Origin of the sequence: Corynebacterium sp. NML 150383 (assembly GCF_002285085.1) — a bacterium.
Classification (GTDB): Bacteria; Actinomycetota; Actinomycetes; order Mycobacteriales; family Mycobacteriaceae; genus Corynebacterium; species Corynebacterium gottingense.
The window spans coordinates 41,976-63,464 of record NZ_NSGK01000003.1 but is presented as its reverse complement, the minus strand read 5'-3'; the positions used below and the strand labels follow the sequence as shown (position 1 = coordinate 63,464).

The following is a 21,489-nucleotide window of genomic DNA, read 5'->3' as shown; positions in this document are numbered from 1 at the left end:
AGTTGCGGGGTGTGTGCAAGCGCTCCTCCAACTGGGCTCGAACCAGTGACCCTTCGATTAACAGTCGAATGCTCTGCCAACTGAGCTATGGAGGAAAGTGTAACGATTATAAGAGGAAACGCTGCCGAATGGAAAATCGGCGAGGGAAGCGACGGGGCCGGAATTCGTATGCCACGGCTCGCGCGGTATAGTTTTTGGAGCGCATCGACGCTCAGAGAGGGGCTATAGCTCAGTCGGTTAGAGCCGCGGACTCATAATCCGCTGGTCGCGGGTTCGAGCCCCGCTGGCCCCACAACACAACCGGTGGCAGGAGAACACTTCCTGTCACCGGTTTGTTGTTGCGGTGGCGGTACTAGAACCCGTACTAGAACCCGGGGAATAGGACCTTGGTGGCGCTGCCGACTTGGATCAGTGCCATTTTGATGGTGTCGAGGACGAAGAGGTCGCCGCCTGGTGCTGCGAAGACGGTGGCGCCACCGCCGGAGCGTATGGACATGGGGCTGAGCTTTTGCGGGGGTTGGGTAAAGCCTTGGTTCCAACACAGTGTGCCGGCCCAGTCGTCTTCAACCTTGACGGCGGGGATGAGCGCTTCCGGTGGGTTGCATTCGGGGTGGGCCTTGCGGGCCTTGTCGGACACGCAGAGGGTGGTGTGGCCCTGTGGGGTGTTGTAGATCTCGCAGCGCACGTCGCCGCGTTGGTTGGAGTAGGTGTGCGTGGATGCGTGAGCTGCGGGGGCGGAAAGGGCGATGGCTGTGAGGGCGAGGGCGGCGCCTGCGAGCGCGGCGGTAGGGCGAGTGTGCATGGTGGTCTCCGGGGATGGTTGGATGATGTATGGCACGTGTCACTTAGGGTAATTGCAGGCACGGGTGACGGCAAGAGGAAATTGGGGGCTGCGCTGTGGAGGGATGGCGTAGGGGTGAAAGTAATGTGCGGAAAGCCTGCGCATACGCTTAACCCCGCACTATACCGACTCTGTCGGTATAGTGCGGGGTTTTGCAAGTACTGCTCCTCCAACTGGGCTCGAACCAGTGACCCTTCGATTAACAGTCGAATGCTCTGCCAACTGAGCTATGGAGGAATATTTACGTTGCCATTCTGTGCAACGGTTAATCATTCTGGCGTATATCTTTTCAAAAACAAAATCGCCAGTTCAGAAGGGGTAAATCGCGCATAAAGTACGCGCAAGTGTTAGTGTTTGATTCATGAATTCACGCATCATCGCCGCCGCTACCGCGCTCACGGTGGCCACTGCTTCGCTCACCGCCGCACCCGCCCACGCCGCGAATGGGGACACCGTCAATCTGGGCGGCATGCCTGTGGTCCGCCAGGACGCGTCCGAGATCGTGGACAGCATGAGCTCGGTGAAGAACAACTACGAAAAGGCCGCGGGCTCCAGCCTGGACGACCTGGTCGCGGGCAAGGGCGGCTCCTCCGAGCAGGGCAAGTCCACCACCACGGAGGTTGTTCTTTCCGTGCTGTTTGGCCTCGGCGCGGTCGCGGTGACCGGCTACTACATGGTGCAGGAGGGCATGATCCCCAACCCGCTGCCGGGCGTGCTGCCCTCGCCGCAGCCGAAGCAGGACCAGGACAGGGACAAGGACGACTCGCGCCACCTCGACGACGGCGCAGCCTCGCTCAAGGGCCGCGTCTAGTCGCCTCCACGTAGGGTGGGCCCATGCGTTTTATTGATCACGATGACGTCTTCCGCACGGTGTCGCCGGCGGAGGCCGTCGAGAAGCTGCGCCAGACCCTCGCCGCGGGTTTCGACCCCGCCACGGACCCGCTCCGCACCAAGGTGCCGCTCCCGCACGGAGAGATGCACCTCATGCCGTCGGCGGCCGGCACCGCGGTGGGCGTGAAGATCCTGGGCATCCAGCCCGCGGACTCCACGGTGGACGTCCCGCTCGTGCAGGGGTCCTACCTGCTCATGGGCTCCAAGACGCTCACGCCGCACACGCTTATCGACGCCACCGCGCTCACCACCCTCCGCACCCCCGCAGCCTCAATCGCTGGGGTGCTGGACCGGCTCACGGCCTCGAACGAACCGTTGGACGTGGCCATCTTCGGCACCGGGGCGCAGGGCCTCGGCCACGCCGCCACCCTGGAAAGCGTCCTGGAAGGGGTGCGCGAGCCGCGCATCACCTTCATCTCTCGCACGGAGCCCGCGGACCTGGCCTACCCCTGGGCCGCTTCCGGCTCTGCGGCGGCGCAGGACGCACTCGCCCGCGCCGGGCTGGTCATCACGGCGACCACGTCGCCTGAGCCCATCGTCACGGGAGCGGAGCTTCGCAAGGACGCCACTGTCCTCGCCGTCGGCGCCCACACCGCGGACGCCCGCGAGCTGGCCGCGGACGTCTTCACCGGCGCGCAGGTGATCGTGGAGGACCCGACCGTGGCCTACCGCGAGGGCGGGGACGTGGTGCTCGCCACCGAGGAAGGCACCGTGCGCCGCGAGGACCTCATCACGATGGCTCAGGTGGTGCGCGGCGAGGTCGCGCTCGACCCGAGCCGCCGCGTGGTGTTCAAGACGGTCGGCATGCCGTGGCAAGACCTCGCCACCGCCCAGGCCGTCGCGCAGGCGGCCGAAAACCCGTTAGAGTAGTGGGCATGAAGAACACGCTGCTTTCCCTCGGCGTCGCCTCCGCCGTCGCCGCCACCGCCGTTTGCCCCGCCTACGCCGCCGAACCGGCCCAGGAGTCTTCGTCGCTGAGCCCCGGCGCCATCGCCGGCATTAGCCTGGGCGTGCTGGCGCTCGTCGGCGCCGGCAGCTACTTCGCCGTCTCGCAGGGGCTTATCGACGTCCCCGGTTTGGAGATCCCGGAGGTCCCGGGGCTCGGCGAGCTCGCCGCGCTGGCGGGCGCCGCCGGCATCGCCATCCCGGCGCTCGGCGCCGGCGCAGCCAAGGGCGGCAATGCGAAGGCCGCGTCCTGTCAGCCGGGCGCGTTTGATCAGCTCGTCCCCGGATGGCCCAACCCCACCGGCACGAACGTGGACTACTGCGACGGCAAGTGGGCGGTTGCGGGCGCGAACCAGACCGACTGGATCGTCGCCTTCCGCGCTGACGGCGAGCAGTGGCACGTGGTCGAGCCCGACGGCAAGACGGAGACCGGCTTCAAGTGCTACAACACCGGCCGCCTGCGCGAGCAGGGCGCGCCCCAGGAGTTCACCGACAAGCTGCTCACCTGCGCGGCGTAGCTGCTACTGGCGCAGCGCCCGGGCCGCGATCGCGAGCTTGCGGTAATTGGGCACGCGCACGCGGGTGGTGCGTAGCTGGGCCGGAGGGGTCGCCTCGATGCGGTCGGTGAGGTCCTCGAAGAGGGCGGTGGCGACCTTCACCGCCGGGCGGACCCGGGCCGGTAGATTGGGGATCTGCTCCTTGGCCTGGGTGAGTTCGGTGCGGATTTGGGGGATGAAGGGGTGCACGGGGGCGTCGATAAGCGAGTGCTCGGTGTAGCTGCGGCCGAGGGCCGAGTCCTCGGCGACGTCGCGGAGGAAGTTGATTTTTTGGAACGCGGAGCCGAGCGCGCGGGCGCCGGCGGAGAGGTCGGGGGTGAGCGCGGCCTCGTTGCCGCGGAAGAAGACGCGCAGGCAGAGCAGGCCGATGACCTCGGCGGAGCCGTAGATGTAGTCGTCGAGCGGAAGGTCCGGCTGGTCGGGCAAGTCCGAGCGCATGGAGGCGAAGAAGGCGCGCAGCTCGGCATCGGGGAAGCGGCACGCGCGGGCCGTGGCGGCGAAGGCGTGCAGGACGGGATCGGTGTGGAAACGGTGCGCGGGCGCGTGGAGGACGGCGGCCTCATAGGCGTCGATGGCGGTTTCGGCGCACTCGTGGGCCTGGGCGGTGGTGCCGTCAACGATCTCGTCCGCGATCCGCACAACCGCGTACAGGTTGCGGATGTCGGTGCGCATGGGCTGTGGCAGGAGCCTGGTAGCCAGCGAGAAGCTGGTGGAGTAGTGGGCCATGACCTGCGCGGCTGTGCGGTTGCAGGCGGCGTCATAGGTGTCGAGGTAGTGGCCGGTCATGGTGCATAAGCGTAGTTTGTTGGTGCGCGTGTGGAGGGCGTGGGTAGCATCGGGCCCATGATTATTCCGCTTGGATGGCCGCGGCCACGCGCGTTGGCGGGAGGGCTGCTCGCGCTAGGCGTGGTGATGCTGCTCAGCGCCCGGGAGCTGCCCGATTGGCGAGCACTCACATTCCTCGGCCTGGCGCTGGCGGTGCCGAGCGCGGTGTGGCTCGCTGCGGATCTGTGGTTTGCGCGGCCGCGCGGGGTGCTGTGGTGGGTGCTCGTGGGCCTTGCCGTGGCGCTTGGTGTGTGGGGGATAGCACTGTTTCCGCCGCGGTGATTGGGAAATGCCCTGCGCAAGGAGAGGTTGACACGGGCAGAATTGGTGATTGCACTGCGGTCTTCGGGAGAGGCGATAGATGTGCCCGGGTTTTGTCCGTGTACGAGGGCAACGCAAGTTCAACTGTGCAAAATCTTGACCAAAAGCGCCAAAATCGGTTAAATTAAGACTACGACGAGCCGGATACCGGAACGTTGTCGCCTGGAGCCGCGTAGGCTCCAGAGCTTTTTCTGGGCTAAGGAAGCCACTTGCGCTCGTGGACGAGAGCGGGACCGAGTGCCTTTACGAGTCGCGCAGTTGCCCTGCGTGCCAACTTACTAGCGGTTGTTTCTTCTCGGTGGCGGCGTAGCACATAGACAGACATGTCTGCTGCCTGCACGCCCCTACTTTCCCTAGAGTCAACAAACTCGATGTCGCCGTCAACGCAAAGTAGTTTTTGACTGCGATAGCCCGGAGTGCTGACGCGGGTAACTCCTTGGATTGCCTCGTTAAAATCGTCTTGCTGCGGCACCATGTCGGCGATGACCTTGCACATCTCCCCGTTGCGTGCGCAGTACTCATTGACGCGCTCAAGCGTGTGGCGGAGCGCCACGTCGTGAGGGCTATCGGGGTACTTGTATCGCGCATTAAGCCGGTTAACATCAACGCCTTCAAGGTATACCCGGGCACCCGAGTTCTGTATTGCGTGCAGCACCTTTTGATAGATGGACACACACGCTCCAAAGTTGCCATTGAGGCTTTTCCAGTCGTCTAACCCATTCATCAAGGCATGGCCATGAAACTCGGGTGAGGCAAGCCAGCCGTTGCGTTCTCGCAGACCGTCAGCAAGCTCATCGAGTCGCGTCACCAAGGTCTCACATTGCTTTTCGTCAACGAGGACGCCCGCCACGTAATAGTGACCTTTCTGGTAGGACTCGTCAACGAAGAGTTGATACATGTGGGGTGTTCTCCTATCGGGTGGGCACTAAAGACCTTAACCCATGTGCCAACTCCACAACGAGACGTTGATAGCGCAGCCACGTGAATAGGGTGTATGCACAGATTTGGCTCACGCACCTGGGGATGGCCCACGTCGGTGCACTCGCTGTCGGTGGCACCGCCTCACACACAGACCTGTCCCTTGCATTGGTACAGCAAACGGGGAGTGGATCAGCTGAGGGGGGCATTCGGTATGAATACGCATGACGAAACCGCTGAAGGAAGCTTCGGGAACAAGCTGAAGAGGGCGCTGCACGGGAGTGGAACCAGTGCGTTGTACCGTTGTCAAATGCCTTGGCGAATACGGGCAGGGACGCCGCAGAGGACCGTTTTGAAGATGATGCGGGGACCCAATCCAGCCTTGATACTGTGAAGCTTCGCAGAACGGTTTTAACCGGAAGCCTTGGACATGAGCGCGTGCATGTATTTTACCGTGTTGTAAATCGTGAGCATCGAGGTAGTCGTTGCGGAGGGACTCTTTCCTCAACGCACAGGTGCAGGGCAGGCCGGGGAAGAGCAGGAACACGGGTAATGGAGTCGTGGCTCACTAGTGTGAGAAGTGTGTCATTGTTTTTCCTGTGCAAGGAGTACGAGTCAAAGTGAATCGTGTGATGGTGGCGCTCGGTGCGGCGTGCGTGCTGGTGCTTTCGAGTTGTTCGGGTTCTGGGGCCGGACCAGGGGAGGCGGAGTCGACGACGGTGACGTCGACAACCTCCGTGTCGGAGTTCGCGGCGGTTGGGGATACCCTGCCCGTTGGCTGCGACGGAGGGGAGTGCCAGGGCAGCCTTGAGGTCGAAGAGATCCTGCTTGGCGGGCAGTGTGCAGCTGGCGGGGACGCCGCCGTGGCTGAGGGAGAGACGCTCGTGCAGGTGCGTGGCGTACTCAGTGCGGAGGACGGGGAGGTTCGCCTTGACGCGCCGGTGGTGTGGGACAAGGAGAACTTCAAGAACACGGGCAAGCCTGTGGATGCGTGCGAGAAGCCATCGGGGTACGAGCCGTGGTCGACTGACGCATCCGCGGAGGAGAAGGTGCGTGTGTACGGGGCGTTTGCGGTCCCGGAGGCTGCGATGACGCTGGGGATTGAGGGCGCGAAATTCGACCTAGCGGAAGTGGAAACGGGCAGTGCTACCCACGCCTTTCCGGCGACGCAGGCTACGGAGTCGGCGGACGCGCCTGCATCGGAGGCCTCCGCAACTGTGGTTACTGAGCAGACCTTCCCGCCGGCCGAGGCTGAGCCCGCTGAACCCGTCATTGGCTTTACGGAGGCGCCGGGCAACGAGGCACCTCACGTGATGGACAAGCAGATTGCCTCGTGCGGCGACCCGAGCATCCACGAAACCGGGACCACGTTTTTCACTGATGGGACGAGCGGCTGGACGCAGCAGTGCGCGTCGCAAATGTGGCCCGCGCAGGAAGCGATGATCGCGGAGCAGGAGGCGGGCGCGGCTGGGGATGGGGCAGTCGGTGAGGGCATGGGCGCTGACGATTTGGAGTAGTCGCTAGCGCATACAAAAGTGGGCGGGGTTTGGTTTCAGACCCCGCCCACTCGCTGGTGCTGATTGGTTTTAGCGGTACAGCACACCGTTGATGATCGAGAGACCCTGACCATCCTTCTTGGGGAACTGAATCTTCAGTGTGTCAATCTTGCTGACAGGCACCTCGAATTTGATTGCGGCCCCCTTCTTCACGATCTTGCTCTGGTTGAGGTTGCCGTTGACGTAGATCTTGATCTCGCCCTCTTTGACTGCGTCGTTGACGACGTTCTCGTCCCACACCGCGGTGAAGGTGGCCTTTCGGAATTCGCTGTTCAGCTTGCGCTCCACGTAGCACCCGTTGTAGCGATAGCACTGGCCGTTACGCGCGGAGTTGGTGTAGACCTTATCGCCTGCCTTGACCTCGACGCCGTAGTCAACGTGGTCGTAGGTGATGCCGTCCCTGCTACCTGGGATAAGCAGCTTTTCCTTTGCAAGCTTCGGAGTCGAGCCGGGGTTGGAGGGCGCGACGGCTCCAGAGTCGCCGTTGCTCGGGTTGACGCTGCTGCCGTTCTCCGCCAGGCCAGCGACAGTACCGATGAGCGCGGTCAACGCGACGATTGCGCCGACAATTTGGGGGATGAGAGCTTCAACGTTGTTGAGGAGCTTGTTGATGTCTTTGAAGTTGTTCATGAAAAATCCTTCAAGATTACGAAAGGCCGGACAAACGTATTTAATAACCTGGCTGTCGCCTGCGCAACCTATCTCAGTAAGATCTCAGGGAACTAAAGGGCAGCTGAGTTGCTAGCGGGGGCGGTTGCGCTGTCAGTTTCCCCTCTTTGGTGGAGAGAGTGCCTCGGTAGGGAGTTCCCTAGGGGGGTGTGGGAGCCTGAGTGGTGTTTGACCATCAAGCGGGCAGTGGGGGGGGGGCGGCCGCTCAATGGTGTGGAGCGATCGTTTAGGTCCGCAACCCCACAAAAGCGATACAAAAACGTGTTACTGTGAGCGGCATGCAATATCGAGTCCCCGTCGTCGCCACCGCAATTGCAGTGGCCACCATGTCAATCTCCCCAATTTCTTCCCACGCAGCCACTCCAAGTCGTCCCAGCTACGACGAGTTCCAGCGAGACGCTACCGTAGTGGTCAACTCCGGCAGCTCGGTAAAGCACAGCTACGAGCGCGCCGTCGGCTCCAGCTTCGAGGATGCCATCGCCGCGGGCAGTCTCTCCGCGGTGGTGCGCAACGCGAGCCGCGCCGACATCGTGCTTACCGCGCTGCTCGGTGCATTCGCGGCCGGGTCGACCGGCTACTACATGGTGCTCCAGGGGATTGCGCCCAACCCGTTGCCTGGGATCATCCCGTCGACGTCGAAGTAAACGCCCAAAAACACCGAGGCCCCGCGCTCTCCCGGAACAGGGAAAGCGTGGGGCCGAATCGCGTCGTTGACTTAGACCTGGTAGTGCATCGGCGAGCCCGGGCCGAGCGGGATGCCCACGTAGTACCAGATGAGGAAGAAGATGAACCAGCCCGCCAGCATGGCAATCGTGTAAGGCAGGGCCAGCGACATGAGCGTGCCCACGCCGGCCTTCTTGTAGTAGCGCTGCAGGAACGTCAGCGCGAGGGCGAAGTACGGCGACATCGGGGTGATGATGTTGGACGGGGAATCGCCAATGCGGTAGAGCATCTGGGTCACCTCGGGGGCAACGCCTACGTACATCATCATCGGGACGACCACCGGGGCCATGAGCGCCCACTGCGCGGAGCCGGACGTGATGAACAGGTTGATCAGCGTGACCATGAGTACGAAGCCCAGGAAGAGCAGCACGTTTGGCAGGTTCCAGCGCTGCAGCAGCTCCGCGCCGTTGATCGCCGTCCAGGCGCCCAGGTTGGACCAGTTGAACCAGGCCAGGAACTGAGAGACGGCGAAGAAGAGCACCAGCATGGGCAGCAGCGTCTTCAGGCCGCGGGCCATGAACTCGGGGATGTCCGCGGCCGAGGTGATCGTGCCGACAATGAGGCCGTAGACCAGGCCCATGAGGAAGAACGCCAGGGAAATCGGGACTGCGATCGCGCGGATCAGCGGAGACTCCATAAAACCCTCCTCGGGGCGCGCGAACGGCGAACCCGGGATGAACAGCAGGCAGAAGTACGCGATCAGGAACAACACGAGCGCGATCGTGGACCACACCATGCCCTTCCATTCGATGGGGGAGAGCTTGAGCTGATCCTCGGTGAGCTCGCCCTCCTGGTAGTCGTCGGGGCGCCCGTCGGCCGCCGCGTTCTCGGCTGCGGCCTTCTCCTTGGTCTTTCCGGCGGCCTCCTCCAGCAGCGGGTCGCCGGATTCGGCCTCCTTCAGCGCCTTGGCGTGCTCGCGGCTCTCAATCTTGTCAAAGGAGAGCTCCTCGGTCTCGATGTGGTCGTGGTTGACCAGCGCCTGCGCCTTCTTGTCCACGTAGAACTCGGTCACGGCGGTGATCACCAGCGCGAGCACGATGGCGGACGGGATGACGAAGTAGATGTTGGCCAGCGGCGAGACCTCGTAGGCCTCGTCCACAATATTGGCGGCGGAGGTGGAGATACCGGCGAGCAGGAGGTCCGTGATGTTCAGGATCAGGGACGCATTGAAGCCTGCCGACGACGCCGCGAACGCCACCATCGCGCCCACCACCGGAGAGCGGCCAAGCGCGTGGAACGCCAGCGCGCCCAACGGGATGATGATGACGTAGATCGCGTCGGAGGCGACCGAGCCGGTCACGCCGGCCAGCGCCACCATGAAGGTGAGCATGCCGGGGCCGACCTTGGCCACCATCGCGCGCACCAGCGCGCCGAGGAAGCCGGTCTGCTCCGCCACGGCCACGCCCAGCATCACCGACAGCACCACGCCGAGCGGCGGGAAGGCGATGAAGTTTTCCACCGCGTCGGTCACCATGCGCGAGATGTTCTCGGTGGTCAGCAGGGACTGGACCTCGATCGTCTCGCCCGTGCCGGGGTCTACTGCGGACATGCCAGCCTTGTGGCCGATCCAGGAGGTCACGGCTACGACACCCGCGAGGATGACAAACAGCCAGAATGGGTCCGGCAGCTTGTTGCCGATCTTTTCAATGATGCCGAGGAAGCCAGCGCCCTCGCCGTGAGTGTCGTGCGCGCGGTGGTCGCGCTTGTCGGGTTTCGTCTTTGTGCCCGCGGAACCGGGCCTGACTTTGGAGGAACCGGTCATCGATTCTCCCTCTCGTGCTCGTTGGGGCCTGCCCGGATCCCCGAGCAGGCTGCGTGCAGTTATGAAGGCCGTTCGGCCGGTGACCCGTGGCCCGGAGGCACTTAGGTGAGAGCTAGCTTACACGCCACGTGTGTCACGTCCACATCAGTGGAGTGCAGGTACGCTCGGCACCATGGATTTCCGCCTCGACGACTACCTCGACACCTGGCCCGCCGACAACGTCAGCGCCGCCCTGATCGGCACGCGCACCGCCACCTACGGCGACGCCGAGCGCGTCTACGAACTCGCCAGCGTGACCAAGCTGCTCTCGGCCTACGGGTTCCTCCTCGCCGTCGAGGAAGGAGCTTTTTCCCTTGAGAGTGCCTGCGGGCCCGAAGGCGCGACCGTCCGCCACCTCCTCGCGCACGCCTCCGGCGTCGGCTTCGCCTCCCGCGAGCTGCAAAAGCCGGTGGGCGAGCGACGCATCTACTCCTCGGCCGGCTACGAGATCCTCGCGGACTACCTGGAACAAGAGACTGGGTTCGCCTTCGCGGACTACATGCGCGAGGGGGTCTTCGAGCCCCTGGGGATGCGTACGGCTGAAGTGTATGGGTCGGCGGGGCATGGCGGGAGGGCGTCGATAAGCGATCTCGCCCTGTTCGCGCAGGAGCTTATGGCGCCGAAGCTTTTGAGCGAGGAGACGCTGCGAGAGGCGTTCAGCAACCAGTTCGGGGACCTGCGCGGCGTGGTGCCCGGCTACGGGATGCAGAAGCCGTGCCCGTGGGGGCTGGGTTTTGAGATCAAGGGGGAGAAGGCGCCGCACTGGACGGGCGACGGGATGCCTGCAGACACGGTCGGCCACTTCGGTATGGCGGGCACCTACCTGTGGGTCGCCGATGGGCAGGCGATGGTGGCGCTGACGGACCGCGAGTTCGGCGACTGGGCCAAGCCCCTGTGGCAGGAGACCAACACCGCGATCTGGGCAGCGCTGGGGAAGTGATTTTGCACCCCATGCCCTAGGCTGATGGGTATGCAACCCAACCAGGCGCCCGGCGCGGCCGGGCACAAACTTCCGTCCTCGCAGGTCTGGCCGCTCATGCTGGCCCTGCTCACCGCTATTTTCGCATTCCAGCTCAACGCATCCATGCTCGCCCCGGCGCTGGCGACCATGGAGGTGGAGCTTAACGCTACCACCAACCAGATCGGAATGACGCAGACCGCGTTCTTCACCGCAGCGGCGCTGTTCTCCCTGTTCATGCCCCGCTGGGGAGACCTGATCGGGCGCCGCAAGGTGCTCGTGGCCATGATGTGCGTGACCGTGATCGGCTCCATCATCGCCGCCCTGTCCACCAACGTGCCAATGCTGTTCCTGGGGCGTGTGGTGCAGGGCGTGTCCGGCCCGACGGTGGCGCTGACCTCCGTCATGCTGCGCCAGGCCGTGCGCGATGAGAAGCAGTTCGCCCTGCTGGTTGGCGTGCTGACCTCCATCAACGGTGGTATCGCCGGCGTGGACGCCCTGCTCGGCGGCTGGCTCACCTCCGCCTTCGGCTTCCGCTCCCTGTTCTGGGTCATCGGCGCATTCGCGCTCGCAGCCGTCTTTACCATCCGCTTCGGCGTGGCGGAGACGAAGTCCAGCGAGACCCAGCGCATGGACTGGCTGGGCGTGGCCCTCCTGGTGGTGGCCATCGGCACGATCCTCACCGCGTTCAACGAGGCCGGCGCGCTCGCGGAGGCCAACTGGTTCCTGGTCATCGTGCTGCTCATCATCGGCGCGGTCGCGCTGTTCTTCTTCTGGCGCGCCGAAAATTCGAGCTCGCACCCGCTGGTCCAGCCCGAGTTGCTTACCCAGCGCCGCACCTGGGCGCTGCTGACCACCACCACGCTCACCATGACTGGCATCTTCGCTGTCATGAACGGCCTGGTGCCCAACCTGGCGCAGGACGCGACGAACGGCCCGGGCCTGTCCGCCGGCACCGTCTCCTTCTGGACGCTCACCCCCTACGCCATCGCCGGCCTCATCTTCGGGCCGATCGCGGGCTACATGGCTGGCCGCCTCGGCTACACCACGGTGCTCAAGATCGGCATCGGCGGCGCCGCCCTGTCCGTCCTGCTCGGCGTGTTCGTGGTGGGCAACCCGACGCCGTGGCTGCTCTTCCTCGTCTCCGTCGCCGCCGGCGTCACCTACGCAGGCATTGCCAACATCATGCTCGGCTCGCTCCACGTCGTGCTCGCGCCGAAGTCCAACCAGGGCTACCTGCCGGGTCTAAACGCGGGTGCGTTCAACCTGGGCGCCGGCATCTCCTTCACCGTCATCTTCGCCGTGGTCACCTCGTTTGCGGACAACGGCGGTGGCTACCGCGCGGGCATGATCGCCGGCCTGGTGCTGCTCATCGCCGCGTTCTGCACCTCGTTCCTCATCCCGCGCCCGCAGGACCTCCCCGACACGATCGCCGCCGAGGAGGCCGCGCGTGCGTAAGATCATCCTGGACTGCGACCCGGGCCACGACGATGCGGTAGCCATTCTCCTCGCCCTCGGCGACCCCTCGATCGAGCTGTTGTGCTTAACGACGATCGGCGGCAACCACACCATCGACAAGGTCACCCGTAACGCAGCCCAGGTGCTCACGGTGGCCGGCCGCACCGACGTGCCCGTCTACCGCGGCGCGCACCGCCCCCTGGTGCGCCCGGTGGAAACCGCTGAGGCCATCCACGGCGACTCCGGCATGGAGATCCACGGCTTCGACCTTCCGGAACCGGAGGTTGCGGTCCAGGAGGGGCACGCGGTGCGCGCGATCATCGACACCATCATGGCCGAGGAACCCGGCACCGTCACCCTCGTGCCCACGGGCCCGCTGACCAACATCGCCCTCGCCGCCCGCCTGGAGCCCCGAATCGTGGAGCGCGTCCGCGAGGTCGTGCTCATGGGCGGGGCCTACGGCACCGGCAACTGGACCGCATCCGCCGAGTTCAACGTGGTCGCCGACCCCGAGGCCGCCCACATCGTCTTCAACGAGTCCTGGCCCGTGGTGATGGTCGGCCTGGACCTCACTCACCAGGCCCTGGCCACGCCCGAGGTGGAGCAGCGGTTCGCCGCGCTCGGCACGCCCGTGGGCGACCTGGTCGTCGGGCTTTTCGGCGCGTTCCGCACCAACTACAAAGACAACCAGGGCTTTGACAACCCGCCGGTCCACGACCCCTGCTGCATCGCCTACCTCATCGACCCGTCGGTGGTAAAGACCGTGCCCGTGCCGGTGGACGTGGAGCTCTCCGGCGCACTCACCGCCGGCCGCACCGTCGCCGATTTCCGAGCCCCCGCCCCCGCCGGCTGCCACACCTCGGTAGCCACCGAGCTGGACGCCGACCGGTTCTGGGACCTGGTCGTGCGCGCCGCCGAGAACCTGGGGTAGGGGCCCGGGGTTGCCTCCGGGGTTGTCTCCGGGGCTGCGGGATGACGAGAATGCGTAAAATTTCCGCGGCCCCGCGACCCCCTCAAGCGTTTCCCCAGTTGGGACGGTCTAGGCCATTCGCGGGACGGGGAAGTATTGCGCGCCGTCCCCTCGCGGCACCCGACCAGATAGCATGAGTGCCTATGTTGCACCTCCCCATTGCGCTGGCGATCGGCGCGATCATCCCCATCCAAACCGCCGCCAACTCCCGCATGCGCCAGAGCGTGAACAATAAGCCGGTGGTCCCGGCGCTGACGTCGTTTAGCATCGCGCTGCTGCTGTCCATCCTGGCCACTACCGTGCTGGTAGGAAACCCATTGCCGCAGTTCGCGCCGGGCACGGAGACGCCGTGGTGGATCTGGCTCGGCGGACTCATGGGGTCCTGCTTCGTGCTGGGCAATATTTTGCTGTTTCCCAAGCTCGGCGCGGTGCAGACGGTGGTGCTGCCCATCCTTGGGCAGATCATCATGGGGTTAAGCATCGACCACTTCGGCCTGTTCCACTCGCCGCAGGAGCACGTGAGCTTCATGCGCATCGTCGGTGCCCTGGTGGTGCTGGTGGGCATCGTGGTCACGCTGGGCGTGGGCAGGAAGAATGTTGCGGGCGATGCTCACGGGCCCGAGGTGTGGCTCTACCGGCTCATCGGCGTGGGCGTGGGGATGTGCTCGTCGGTCCAGGCCGCTGTCAACGGGTACCTCGGCACGATCGCGGGCTCGTCGCTGCACGCGGCCGAGATCAACTTGGCGGTCGGCGCGGTGCTGCTGCTGATCGCGGTGCTGGCCACCAGTCCGAAGCAGCTGACCCGGAAGGTGCAGCCAGGGCCGTGGTGGATGTGGCTCGGCGGCGTGGTGGGCGCGATCTTCGTCATCGGCGGCGCCACGCTCGTGCCGATCCTGGGCACCGCCACCACGGTCATCGCGTTCAACGCGGGCACGATCGTCGGCGGCCAGGTGATGGAGTCGGTGGGGGCGTTCGGCGCGCGCAAGACGCCTATCGACGCCACCCGTGCCCTCGGCCTCGCAGTCATCATCGCCGGCGTGTTGGCGGTGCGGCTGCTGTAGGGGGCGCGGTGGCGTCGATAGGCAAACTGCTAGGAGGTGTGGTGGACCTCCGCGAGCTCGTAGACGGGGGTGGCCATGCCCTCGTAGCGGGCCTTGAGCTGGAGGGCGAGGTAGCGCGAGTAGTGGCGGGACTGGTGGAGGTTGCCGCCGTGGAACCACAGCTGGTCTACCTGGGTGGGCTTCCACATGTTGCGCAGCTCGCGCTCCCACGGGCCCGGGTCCTTGGTGGTGTCGGAGCCAAGGCCCCAGACGCGGCCGACGCGGTCGGCGGTCTCCTTGTCAATGAGGCGCTCGACCCAGCCGTTCATAGAGCCGTAGCCGGTGGCGAGCACGATGACGTCGGCGGGGAGTTCGGTGCCATTGTCAAGCACGACTGAATGCTCCTTGACCTCGGCGATCGTGGTGGGGGAGTGGACGGGGATCGAGCCGTCCGCGACGAGCTCGGAGGCGCCAACGTTGATGTAGTAGCCGGAGCCGCGGCGCAGGTACTTGAGGAAGAGGCCGGAGTCGTCGTCGCCGAAGTCCACCATGAAGCCGCGGTCTGCGAGCGAGTCGTAGAACTCGGCGTCGTCCTTGCGGATCTGGTCGAAGGCGGGACGCTGTGCGTCGGGGAGCACCTTGTACGGCCAGGAGGCGAACAGCAGGTCCGCGGTGTCGGTGTCGATGCCGGCCTCCACCGCATCCTCCGAGTACAGCGGGCCGAAGACGTACTTCATCAGCGAACTCGACTGCGAGATGTGGGTGGACGAGCGCTGGATCATCACCGGGCGCGCGCCGTTGTGCACCAGGTCAGCGGCGATGTCGTGGGCGGAGTTGTTTGCGCCGAGGATCACCACGTCCTTGCCAGCGTCCACATCACCGCCGGGATGCTCAGAAGAGTGGCGGATCTCGCCGGCGAAGTTTTCCTGGCCCTTCAGCTGCGGGCGGTTTGGCACACCAGACATGCCGGTGGCGAAGACGAGCTGGGTCGGGTGTAGCGTCATCTCGTTGCCGTCGCGGGTCAGGCGCACGTCCCAGCGCTGCTGGGCCTCGTCGAACTCCGCGTGCTTGACCTCGGCGTTGGTCCAGTAGTCCAGGTCCATGATGCCCACGTAGTGCTCGAGCCAGTCGCCCATCTTGTCCTTCGGGGTGAACACCGGCCAATCGTCGGGGAACGGCAGGTAGGGCATGTGGTCGTACCACACCGGGTCGTGCAGGCACAGGGAGTGGTAGCGGCCGCGCCACTGGTCGCCGGGGCGGTCCGCCTTATCGACGATCAGCGCGGGCACCCCCTGACGCTTCAGCCGCGCTCCCAGGGCGATGCCGCCTTGGCCACCGCCGATGATGAGCACGTACGGCTGCTCCGAAACGCCGAGGGCGGCGCGGCGCTTCTCCCTGCGATCCGCCCAGTTCTCCGGATCCTGCGTCGGGCCGTGCTGCGCGCCCAGCTCGCGGTTGCGGCCCTTCTTCTCCGGGAAGTCTTTCAGCTCGCGGCCGGAGATGAGCAGGGTCCACGCCTTGCCGCCACGAAGCCTGGCGATGCCGCGGCAGTGGAAATGGCCCGTATCGCAGGTGAAGTGCACGCGCGTGACGCCGTCGCCCTCGTCCGCGACGTCCGTGAGTTCCGTGTTGGTGATCGTGCTGTCCGGGTGCGTCGCGGCGACCATGCGCGCGATCTCTTCCCGTCCCTCAGCGGTGTAGAGGTTCCAGGTCATGCCGATGAGGTCGCGCCAGAACCCTTCGGGTTCGAAGAGGTCGGCGGCGGCCTGGCCCGCCGCGTCTGGGTCGGCTGTCGCCGTCGCCGCTTCCAGGTCGGCGAGCCATTGCTGTGCAGCGTCGCGCAACTGGTCGTTTTCGCTCACGTGTTCCGCGTTGGCCTGCAGGGTCTCAGTCATGGGATATCTTTCCGAAGTGATGGGTTAGGGTGTTGTTACACACACTAGACCCACGGGGGAGACATATCCCATATAAAGGGGTGGATGTGGTGGAACGCGGTGCGGCTTCGCCCGTGTTCGGGGCGCTCACCCTCTACCTCAGCTTGAGTAAATAGGGGGATCAACCTGGGGTTTAGGGTTGCCGGAGTGAACGTGTGTGGCGCAAGATTGGTCGCGTTAAGCCAGAGGCCGTTGGGGAAGACGAACCTCTCGTCTTGCACCCCGTCGGCGCGCCTAGTCACCGCGCCGGAACCCGCCTAGTCACCGGGTGTGGGGTGTTGTTCACCGAAACCGCGAAGCAATCCACGGAAGGTCCCCCACACCATGACTACGACATTGGTCGCGCCGTACACCTCGTTGACTGCGCGCGAAGCCACCCACACCCGCCAGCACAGCACCGCTACGGCCACGCTCACGGTGGCCGGGATGGAGGGGCGGCGGAGGCGTGGCGTCGAGAAGCTGCTCTGCGAGCTGCCCGAGGCCCCGACCACGAGCGAGGACGACGCGATCTGGTTTACCCGGTGGCGCCGCGCGGCCGACGGCACGTACGAGTGTCGCGAAACCTTGCGGGCGCCTGCGGAGGCGCTGGTCACGTTCGCCGAGAAGTTGGACGCATACGCAAAATCGCATGGGTTTGTAGCGAGCGTCACGCCACGGTCGTACGATGGAGCGCATGTCTAGTCAGTATCGCGTACAAAATCCCGTAAACAACCAGGTCGTCGAGACCTTCGACTTCATCTCCGACGAGGACCTCGCCACCGCGCTTGACCGCGCCGACGCCGCGTTCGCCAAGTGGCGCGAGGTCAGCTTTGAGGACCGCGCGGCCCTGCTGCACAAGGTCGCCGAGCTTTTCGACGCCAAGCGCCCCGAACTCACCCGCATTATCGCCGAGGAAATGGGCAAGCCGCTCGACCAGGGCGAAAACGAGCTCAACGACGTGGTCAACATCTTCAACTACTACGCCGACCACGGCGCCGAGCTCAGCGCCGACGAGCCGATCGAGCACACCGGCGGCGAGGCTGTGATCCGCAAGGTCCCCACCGGTGTGATCGTTGGCGTCATGCCGTGGAACTTCCCATACTACCAGGTCGCGCGCTTCGCTGCCCCGACCCTCATGGCGGGCAACACCGTGCTGCTCAAGCACGCCGAGATCTGCCCGCGCTCCGCCGAGGCCATCCAGGCAATTCTCGACGAAGCGATCCAGGCCACCAGCGCCCCGGCCCACCTGTACACCAACATCCGCGCCACCCACGACCAGGTCGCGAGCCTGCTTGAAGACATGCGCGTGCAGGGCGTCTCGCTCACCGGCTCCGAGCGTGCTGGACGCGCCGTCGCCGCCACCGCGGGTCAGAACCTGAAGAAGGCGCTGCTGGAGCTCGGCGGCACCGACGCCTACATCATCCTGGACACCGACGACGTTGAGGCCGCCGCCGACACCGCGTGGGGCAAGCGCATCGCCAACACCGGCCAGGCCTGCACCTCGAACAAGCGCATCATCGTCATGGAGGACATCTACGACGACTTCGTCGACGCCATGGTGCGACGCGCGAAGGCGTTCACCCAGGGCGACCCGATGAACCCCGAGGAGGGGCACTTCTACCCGCTGTCCTCCCGCGGCGCCGCGGAGATCCTGGACGAGCAGGTCAAGAAGGCTGTCGAGGAAGGCGCGACGCTGCACGTCGGCGGCGAGCTGACCGGCGACGGTGCCTACTTCACCCCCGCCGTGCTTACCGACGTCCCTGTCGGCTCCGAGTCCTACTACGCCGAGTTCTTCGGCCCCGTCGCCGAGATCTACAAGGTGGCCAGCGAGGACGAGGCCGTCGAGGTGGCCAACAACTCCAACTACGGCCTTGGCGGCGCCGTCTTCTCGCAGGACGAGGAGCGCGCGAAGAAGGTGGCCAACCGCGTGGTCACCGGCATGATCCACGTGAACATCCCGCAGGCGCGCGGCCCGGAGCTGCCGTTCGGCGGCGTGAAGAACTCCGGTTTCGGCCGCGAGCTGGGCACCCTCGGCATGGACGAGTTTGTGAACAAGCAGCGCTTCTACGTCGCTGACTAGTCCCCGAACGGCTCGCGGATCCGCCCAACCAGATCCGCGACCGAGTCCACGATCTGGGTGGGGCGGTACGGGTAGCGGGCGATCTCGGCGTCGTCGCTAATGCCCGTGCGCACGAGCACGGTGCGCATGCCGGCCTCCATGCCGGATTTCACGTCGGTGTCCATGCGGTCACCGATCATCACGGTGTGCTCGGAGTGGGCGCCAATGTTGTTCAGCGCCGAGCGCATCATTACCGGGTTCGGTTTGCCCACGTAGTAGGGCTCGCGGCCGGTCACCGCGGTGATCATGGCGGCGACCGCGCCCGTCGCCGGGATAACGCCGCTGGGCCCAGGGCCGGTGAGGTCCGGGTTGGTGGCGATGAAGCGGGCGCCGCCGCGGATCAGGTTGCAGGCCGTGGTCAGCGCTTCGAAGGAATAGGTGCGGGTCTCGCCCAGCACCACGAAGTCCGGATCCGCCTCGGTGAGGATCCAGCCCATCTCGTGCAGCGCGGTGGTCAGCCCGGCCTCGCCGATCACGTAGGCAGAGGCCTCGCCGGCCTGCTGGGAGAGGAACTTCGCCGTCGCCGTGGCAGAGGTCCAGATCCGCTCCGGCTCAATATGCAGGCCCATCCGCGTCAGCTTCGCGGACAGATCCCGCGGGGTCTGCATCGAGTTGTTCGTGAGCACCATGAACGGGATGTCCTCCTCGCGCAGCCGCGCGATGAATTGGTCTGCGCCCGGAATCATGTCGCCCTCGCGGTGCAGGACACCGTCCATGTCGGTTAAGTACGCGATGCTCACTCGTGTTCCTCCAAGTACTCTGCGAGTTGGCCAACAGTCTCGTATTCATCGTAGATCTGCTCGGTCACGCGCGCGCCGAACTCGTCCTCGATCCGGATGGCCAGCTCGACCCGGTCCAGCGAGGACACGTCCGCGTCCGCAAGCATTGTCTCGCGGTGCACGCTGTCCTCCTCGCCGGTGATGCGCTCGATCAGCGCGGCGAGCCGGGAGAACGCGTCGTTGCCTTCGGATTCGGTGGAGGTGTCGGTCGAGGGGGCGTCGACAAGCTTGCCCAAGTCCCCGAGATTGAGGCGTTGTGAGAGTTCCATACCCTCATAATAAGGTGTAAACATGCTGCATCCGCTCGCGTACCTTCGCACCCTCACTCCTGCCGCGCGCCGCAACCTGCTGGACACGCGCGCCAAGCTGCACGACGCCGACGGCGCCTTCGGCCTCAGCTACGAGCGCACGGGCACCACGCTTATCGACGCCACCGCCCACCACCCCAGCGTCCACTGGTACGAAGTCGGTCCGGCCGACCCCGCGGCGCCCACCGTCATCTACGTCCACGGCTTCAACATCTCCGCGGAGACCTTTTACATGCAGGTCCGGGACGTGCGCGAGCGGTGCCCCGAGGTGCGCCAGCTCCTCGTGGACCTGCCCGGCCACGGGCAGAACGCGACCGCGGCACCCGAAGCCCTGACCATCGACCACGCCGCCGACGCTTGCGTCGCCGTCCTCCGCGAGCGCGGCGCCACCGGCCCCGTGATCGTGGTGGGGCACTCGCTCGGAGGTCCGGTGTCGCTGTCCATGATGCGCCGCTACGCGGACGAGTTCACCTGGACCGGCAGTGTGCAGGTGTCCAGCGCCGTCGAGCCGTTCACCATGCAGGGTCTGCCGCAGGTGCTCGCGGGGCCTATCGGCGGGGTGCTGGAGAAGGCAGTGCGCTACACACCCGGGTTTGCCGAGGGCGTGCGCGAGATCGTGACGGACACCATCTCGCCCATCCTGGCGCTGGCGTTCTACTTCCGGCCGATGCCGTACGACATCGTGGACTTCCACGCCGCCATGATCCGCGAAACACCCCTGGAGACCTACGCCGGCTACTTCCAGGACCTGCTTTCTCACTCCGAGCTGCAAGCAGGTATAGTCCTTTCTGAGATCCCTGGGTATATCCTGGTGGGAGACCGTGATGACGTCACCCCCGTCACCCAGTCGGAGAAGTTGCACGAAATCTGGCCGCGCGCGTACATGCAGGTGTTGCCGGACTCCGGGCACATGCCTCCGCTCGACGCACCCGGTGCCGTCACCACCGCCATCGTCCGCCTGATCCAAGGAGCCTAGCCGTGCTGCGAATCGCCCCCACCTCGGTCACCTGCGCCGTTGCCCTCGCCGTGGGTGCGAGCGCCGTCGTCGCGCCCGCAGCACAGGCCGCCGAGGCAATGAAGGACGCCTACCAGCCCTACGTTTCCGCGGAGCCGCAGGTGGTGCGCACCGTCCCGGGGCAGTGGATCAGCACCTCAGCCTTCTTCGACCTCGAGGGCATGCCCGACGGGGCGACCTGGAAGCTGATCGCGCAGGACAACCTGACCAAGCCGCTGATGACCAAGCGTGAGAAGGACCAGCTGCAGGTCAACCTCACCCATTCGCGCCCCACCCTGGTGCACGCTGGGCCGAACACCTCGGACAAGGTGGACATCCGCATCAACTACCCGGACGGCTCGACTGAGATCGTGCAGGTGACCCCGAAGCTCACGCCCACCAGCGAATACCTCTACGAGCCGCTGTATGACTCCGTTGAGGGCGACCCCGGCCAGAAGCTGACCATCTCGCCGTTCAACCTGTACGAGACGCCGCTTGGCAGCGACGTGAACAGGTGGCACGTCGAGTCCTCCGAGAAGTGGAACGTGCACGTGGACGAGCACGGGACCGTCACCACGACGATCCCCAAGGACACGGCGTGGGGCTCCGAGTTCGCCGTCACCACTACCTACGCAGACGGGACCACTGACAGCACGACGTTCGTGGTGAGCAACACTGGCAAGGGCGTGAGCACGGGTACGGGTACTGCAGGCACTGCTGGCACCGGGAAGCCCGCGGAGCCGGGGAAGACCGGAACCGCGCAGGCGGGTTCCTCTAACGCGCAGGTGGCGGCCCTGGTCATCGGGCTGATTGCCGCCATCGGTGGCGCCGTCGCGTTCCTACTCCCGCAGCTGGCGGGTATTTTTGGCGACGGCATCACCGTCCCCACGCGCTCGGCCTAGA

At 65.3% G+C, this 21,489-nt stretch carries 22 protein-coding genes and 3 tRNA genes; 15 read left to right on the top strand and 10 right to left on the bottom strand.

Going from position 1 to position 21,489, the window contains the following annotated elements; translation table 11 throughout:
• Positions 1 to 22 precede the first annotated feature (22 nt).
• Positions 23 to 95: transfer RNA gene (locus CKJ85_RS04215), tRNA-Asn, on the bottom strand.
• Between the two features lie 123 nt (positions 96 to 218).
• Here CKJ85_RS04215 and CKJ85_RS04210 point away from each other — a divergent pair.
• Positions 219 to 292: transfer RNA gene (locus CKJ85_RS04210), tRNA-Ile, on the top strand.
• A 72-nt stretch (positions 293 to 364) separates the two neighbouring features.
• Here the strand turns inward: CKJ85_RS04210 and CKJ85_RS04205 are convergent.
• On the bottom strand, positions 365 to 838 hold the full coding sequence (locus CKJ85_RS04205; protein ID WP_143340146.1) for a hypothetical protein: 474 nt from the start codon (positions 836 to 838) through the stop codon (positions 365 to 367).
• Between the two features lie 167 nt (positions 839 to 1,005).
• A tRNA-Asn gene (locus CKJ85_RS04200) sits at positions 1,006 to 1,078 on the bottom strand.
• Positions 1,079 to 1,202: 124 nt separating this feature from the next.
• Between CKJ85_RS04200 and CKJ85_RS04195 the strand changes: the two genes are divergently transcribed.
• The 3 genes from CKJ85_RS04195 to CKJ85_RS04185 are packed head-to-tail and all read left to right on the top strand — an operon-like array spanning position 1,203 to position 3,195.
• Positions 1,203 to 1,652: a hypothetical protein gene (locus CKJ85_RS04195; protein ID WP_095553523.1), complete on the top strand. Its 450-nt coding sequence runs from the start codon at positions 1,203 to 1,205 to the stop codon at positions 1,650 to 1,652.
• Positions 1,653 to 1,675: 23 nt separating this feature from the next.
• Positions 1,676 to 2,602, top strand: a complete 927-nt coding sequence (locus CKJ85_RS04190) for an ornithine cyclodeaminase family protein (protein ID WP_095553522.1) — start codon at positions 1,676 to 1,678, stop codon at positions 2,600 to 2,602.
• Positions 2,603 to 2,607: 5 nt separating this feature from the next.
• The gene (locus CKJ85_RS04185) at positions 2,608 to 3,195 is read left to right on the top strand and encodes a hypothetical protein (RefSeq protein ID WP_143340145.1); all 588 of its coding nucleotides are present in this window, start codon (positions 2,608 to 2,610) and stop codon (positions 3,193 to 3,195) included.
• A gap of 3 nt (positions 3,196 to 3,198) precedes the next feature.
• Here CKJ85_RS04185 and CKJ85_RS04180 read toward each other — a convergent pair whose 3' ends face one another.
• On the bottom strand, positions 3,199 to 4,020 hold the full coding sequence (locus CKJ85_RS04180; protein ID WP_095553520.1) for a phytoene/squalene synthase family protein: 822 nt from the start codon (positions 4,018 to 4,020) through the stop codon (positions 3,199 to 3,201).
• 57 nt (positions 4,021 to 4,077) lie between these two features.
• Between CKJ85_RS04180 and CKJ85_RS04175 the strand changes: the two genes are divergently transcribed.
• Positions 4,078 to 4,341, top strand: coding sequence for a hypothetical protein (locus CKJ85_RS04175; protein ID WP_143340144.1), 264 nt, complete (start codon positions 4,078 to 4,080; stop codon positions 4,339 to 4,341).
• A 235-nt stretch (positions 4,342 to 4,576) separates the two neighbouring features.
• Here CKJ85_RS04175 and CKJ85_RS04170 read toward each other — a convergent pair whose 3' ends face one another.
• A complete protein-coding gene (locus CKJ85_RS04170) occupies positions 4,577 to 5,278 on the bottom strand; it encodes a DUF3800 domain-containing protein (protein WP_095553518.1) in 702 nt (233 codons plus the stop codon).
• A gap of 640 nt (positions 5,279 to 5,918) precedes the next feature.
• Here CKJ85_RS04170 and CKJ85_RS04165 point away from each other — a divergent pair.
• Entirely contained in the window at positions 5,919 to 6,815 is an 897-nt protein-coding gene (locus CKJ85_RS04165; RefSeq protein WP_143340143.1) for a hypothetical protein, read from the top strand.
• Between the two features lie 69 nt (positions 6,816 to 6,884).
• On the opposite strand, the gene CKJ85_RS04160 is transcribed toward CKJ85_RS04165, so the two are convergent.
• Positions 6,885 to 7,484: a hypothetical protein gene (locus CKJ85_RS04160; protein ID WP_095553516.1), complete on the bottom strand. Its 600-nt coding sequence runs from the start codon at positions 7,482 to 7,484 to the stop codon at positions 6,885 to 6,887.
• A 317-nt stretch (positions 7,485 to 7,801) separates the two neighbouring features.
• Between CKJ85_RS04160 and CKJ85_RS11790 the strand changes: the two genes are divergently transcribed.
• On the top strand, positions 7,802 to 8,167 hold the full coding sequence (locus CKJ85_RS11790) for a hypothetical protein (RefSeq protein ID WP_143340142.1): 366 nt from the start codon (positions 7,802 to 7,804) through the stop codon (positions 8,165 to 8,167).
• 71 nt (positions 8,168 to 8,238) lie between these two features.
• On the opposite strand, the gene CKJ85_RS04150 is transcribed toward CKJ85_RS11790, so the two are convergent.
• Complete coding sequence (locus tag CKJ85_RS04150) at positions 8,239 to 10,008, bottom strand: AbgT family transporter (protein ID WP_095553514.1); 1,770 nt, start codon at positions 10,006 to 10,008, stop codon at positions 8,239 to 8,241.
• A gap of 172 nt (positions 10,009 to 10,180) precedes the next feature.
• Between CKJ85_RS04150 and CKJ85_RS04145 the strand changes: the two genes are divergently transcribed.
• The 4 genes from CKJ85_RS04145 to CKJ85_RS04130 all read left to right on the top strand — a co-directional run bounded on the left by CKJ85_RS04145 (position 10,181) and on the right by CKJ85_RS04130 (position 14,494).
• Positions 10,181 to 10,987: a serine hydrolase gene (locus CKJ85_RS04145; protein ID WP_095553513.1), complete on the top strand. Its 807-nt coding sequence runs from the start codon at positions 10,181 to 10,183 to the stop codon at positions 10,985 to 10,987.
• A 30-nt stretch (positions 10,988 to 11,017) separates the two neighbouring features.
• Positions 11,018 to 12,463 carry an MFS transporter gene (locus CKJ85_RS04140; protein WP_233126942.1) on the top strand — a complete coding sequence of 482 codons (1,446 nt, stop codon included), beginning with the start codon at positions 11,018 to 11,020 and terminating at the stop codon, positions 12,461 to 12,463.
• On the top strand, positions 12,456 to 13,394 hold the full coding sequence (locus tag CKJ85_RS04135; RefSeq protein ID WP_095553511.1) for a nucleoside hydrolase: 939 nt from the start codon (positions 12,456 to 12,458) through the stop codon (positions 13,392 to 13,394). The genes CKJ85_RS04140 and CKJ85_RS04135 overlap by 8 nt, the downstream gene beginning before the upstream one ends.
• 182 nt (positions 13,395 to 13,576) lie before the next feature.
• Positions 13,577 to 14,494: a DMT family transporter gene (locus CKJ85_RS04130; RefSeq protein ID WP_095553510.1), complete on the top strand. Its 918-nt coding sequence runs from the start codon at positions 13,577 to 13,579 to the stop codon at positions 14,492 to 14,494.
• A gap of 29 nt (positions 14,495 to 14,523) precedes the next feature.
• On the opposite strand, the gene CKJ85_RS04125 is transcribed toward CKJ85_RS04130, so the two are convergent.
• Positions 14,524 to 16,368: an NAD(P)/FAD-dependent oxidoreductase gene (locus CKJ85_RS04125; protein WP_095553509.1), complete on the bottom strand. Its 1,845-nt coding sequence runs from the start codon at positions 16,366 to 16,368 to the stop codon at positions 14,524 to 14,526.
• Between the two features lie 363 nt (positions 16,369 to 16,731).
• On the opposite strand from CKJ85_RS04125, the gene CKJ85_RS04120 reads away from it, so the two are divergent.
• Entirely contained in the window at positions 16,732 to 17,088 is a 357-nt protein-coding gene (locus tag CKJ85_RS04120; protein ID WP_095553508.1) for a hypothetical protein, read from the top strand.
• Complete coding sequence (locus CKJ85_RS04115; protein ID WP_095553507.1) at positions 17,081 to 18,466, top strand: NAD-dependent succinate-semialdehyde dehydrogenase; 1,386 nt, start codon at positions 17,081 to 17,083, stop codon at positions 18,464 to 18,466. The genes CKJ85_RS04120 and CKJ85_RS04115 overlap by 8 nt, the downstream gene beginning before the upstream one ends.
• On the opposite strand, the gene CKJ85_RS04110 is transcribed toward CKJ85_RS04115, so the two are convergent.
• Together CKJ85_RS04110 and CKJ85_RS04105 are read right to left on the bottom strand one after the other, a co-directional pair.
• A complete protein-coding gene (locus CKJ85_RS04110) occupies positions 18,463 to 19,221 on the bottom strand; it encodes an HAD-IIA family hydrolase (protein ID WP_095547319.1) in 759 nt (252 codons plus the stop codon). The genes CKJ85_RS04115 and CKJ85_RS04110 overlap by 4 nt on opposite strands.
• 20 nt (positions 19,222 to 19,241) lie before the next feature.
• Positions 19,242 to 19,553 carry an acyl carrier protein gene (locus tag CKJ85_RS04105; protein ID WP_095553506.1) on the bottom strand — a complete coding sequence of 104 codons (312 nt, stop codon included), beginning with the start codon at positions 19,551 to 19,553 and terminating at the stop codon, positions 19,242 to 19,244.
• Positions 19,554 to 19,575: 22 nt separating this feature from the next.
• Between CKJ85_RS04105 and CKJ85_RS04100 the strand changes: the two genes are divergently transcribed.
• Together CKJ85_RS04100 and CKJ85_RS04095 are read left to right on the top strand one after the other, a co-directional pair.
• Positions 19,576 to 20,568, top strand: a complete 993-nt coding sequence (locus tag CKJ85_RS04100; RefSeq protein ID WP_095553505.1) for an alpha/beta fold hydrolase — start codon at positions 19,576 to 19,578, stop codon at positions 20,566 to 20,568.
• A gap of 2 nt (positions 20,569 to 20,570) precedes the next feature.
• Positions 20,571 to 21,488 (top strand): Rib/alpha-like domain-containing protein, encoded by a 918-nt coding sequence (locus CKJ85_RS04095; RefSeq protein WP_095553504.1) that lies wholly within the window; start codon positions 20,571 to 20,573, stop codon positions 21,486 to 21,488.
• Position 21,489: the final 1 nt, after the last annotated feature.

Excerpts from the sequence above, each read along its gene's own strand:
- CKJ85_RS04100 (WP_095553505.1), top strand. The coding sequence starts at position 19,576 with ATGCTGCATCCGCTCGCGTACCTTCGCACCCTCACTCCTGCCGCGCGC.
- CKJ85_RS04120 (WP_095553508.1), top strand. The coding sequence starts at position 16,732 with ATGACTACGACATTGGTCGCGCCGTACACCTCGTTGACTGCGCGCGAA.
- CKJ85_RS04145 (WP_095553513.1), top strand. The coding sequence starts at position 10,181 with ATGGATTTCCGCCTCGACGACTACCTCGACACCTGGCCCGCCGACAAC.
- CKJ85_RS04195 (WP_095553523.1), top strand. The coding sequence starts at position 1,203 with ATGAATTCACGCATCATCGCCGCCGCTACCGCGCTCACGGTGGCCACT.
- CKJ85_RS04190 (WP_095553522.1), top strand. The coding sequence starts at position 1,676 with ATGCGTTTTATTGATCACGATGACGTCTTCCGCACGGTGTCGCCGGCG.
- CKJ85_RS04170 (WP_095553518.1), bottom strand. The coding sequence starts at position 5,278 with ATGTATCAACTCTTCGTTGACGAGTCCTACCAGAAAGGTCACTATTAC.
- CKJ85_RS04180 (WP_095553520.1), bottom strand. The coding sequence starts at position 4,020 with ATGACCGGCCACTACCTCGACACCTATGACGCCGCCTGCAACCGCACA.
- CKJ85_RS04130 (WP_095553510.1), top strand. The coding sequence starts at position 13,577 with ATGTTGCACCTCCCCATTGCGCTGGCGATCGGCGCGATCATCCCCATC.
- CKJ85_RS04175 (WP_143340144.1), top strand. The coding sequence starts at position 4,078 with ATGATTATTCCGCTTGGATGGCCGCGGCCACGCGCGTTGGCGGGAGGG.
- CKJ85_RS04105 (WP_095553506.1), bottom strand. The coding sequence starts at position 19,553 with ATGGAACTCTCACAACGCCTCAATCTCGGGGACTTGGGCAAGCTTGTC.
- CKJ85_RS04150 (WP_095553514.1), bottom strand. The coding sequence starts at position 10,008 with ATGACCGGTTCCTCCAAAGTCAGGCCCGGTTCCGCGGGCACAAAGACG.
- CKJ85_RS04160 (WP_095553516.1), bottom strand. The coding sequence starts at position 7,484 with ATGAACAACTTCAAAGACATCAACAAGCTCCTCAACAACGTTGAAGCT.
- CKJ85_RS04110 (WP_095547319.1), bottom strand. The coding sequence starts at position 19,221 with ATGGACGGTGTCCTGCACCGCGAGGGCGACATGATTCCGGGCGCAGAC.
- CKJ85_RS04185 (WP_143340145.1), top strand. The coding sequence starts at position 2,608 with ATGAAGAACACGCTGCTTTCCCTCGGCGTCGCCTCCGCCGTCGCCGCC.
- CKJ85_RS11790 (WP_143340142.1), top strand. The coding sequence starts at position 7,802 with ATGCAATATCGAGTCCCCGTCGTCGCCACCGCAATTGCAGTGGCCACC.
- CKJ85_RS04115 (WP_095553507.1), top strand. The coding sequence starts at position 17,081 with ATGTCTAGTCAGTATCGCGTACAAAATCCCGTAAACAACCAGGTCGTC.
- CKJ85_RS04140 (WP_233126942.1), top strand. The coding sequence starts at position 11,018 with ATGCAACCCAACCAGGCGCCCGGCGCGGCCGGGCACAAACTTCCGTCC.
- CKJ85_RS04125 (WP_095553509.1), bottom strand. The coding sequence starts at position 16,368 with ATGACTGAGACCCTGCAGGCCAACGCGGAACACGTGAGCGAAAACGAC.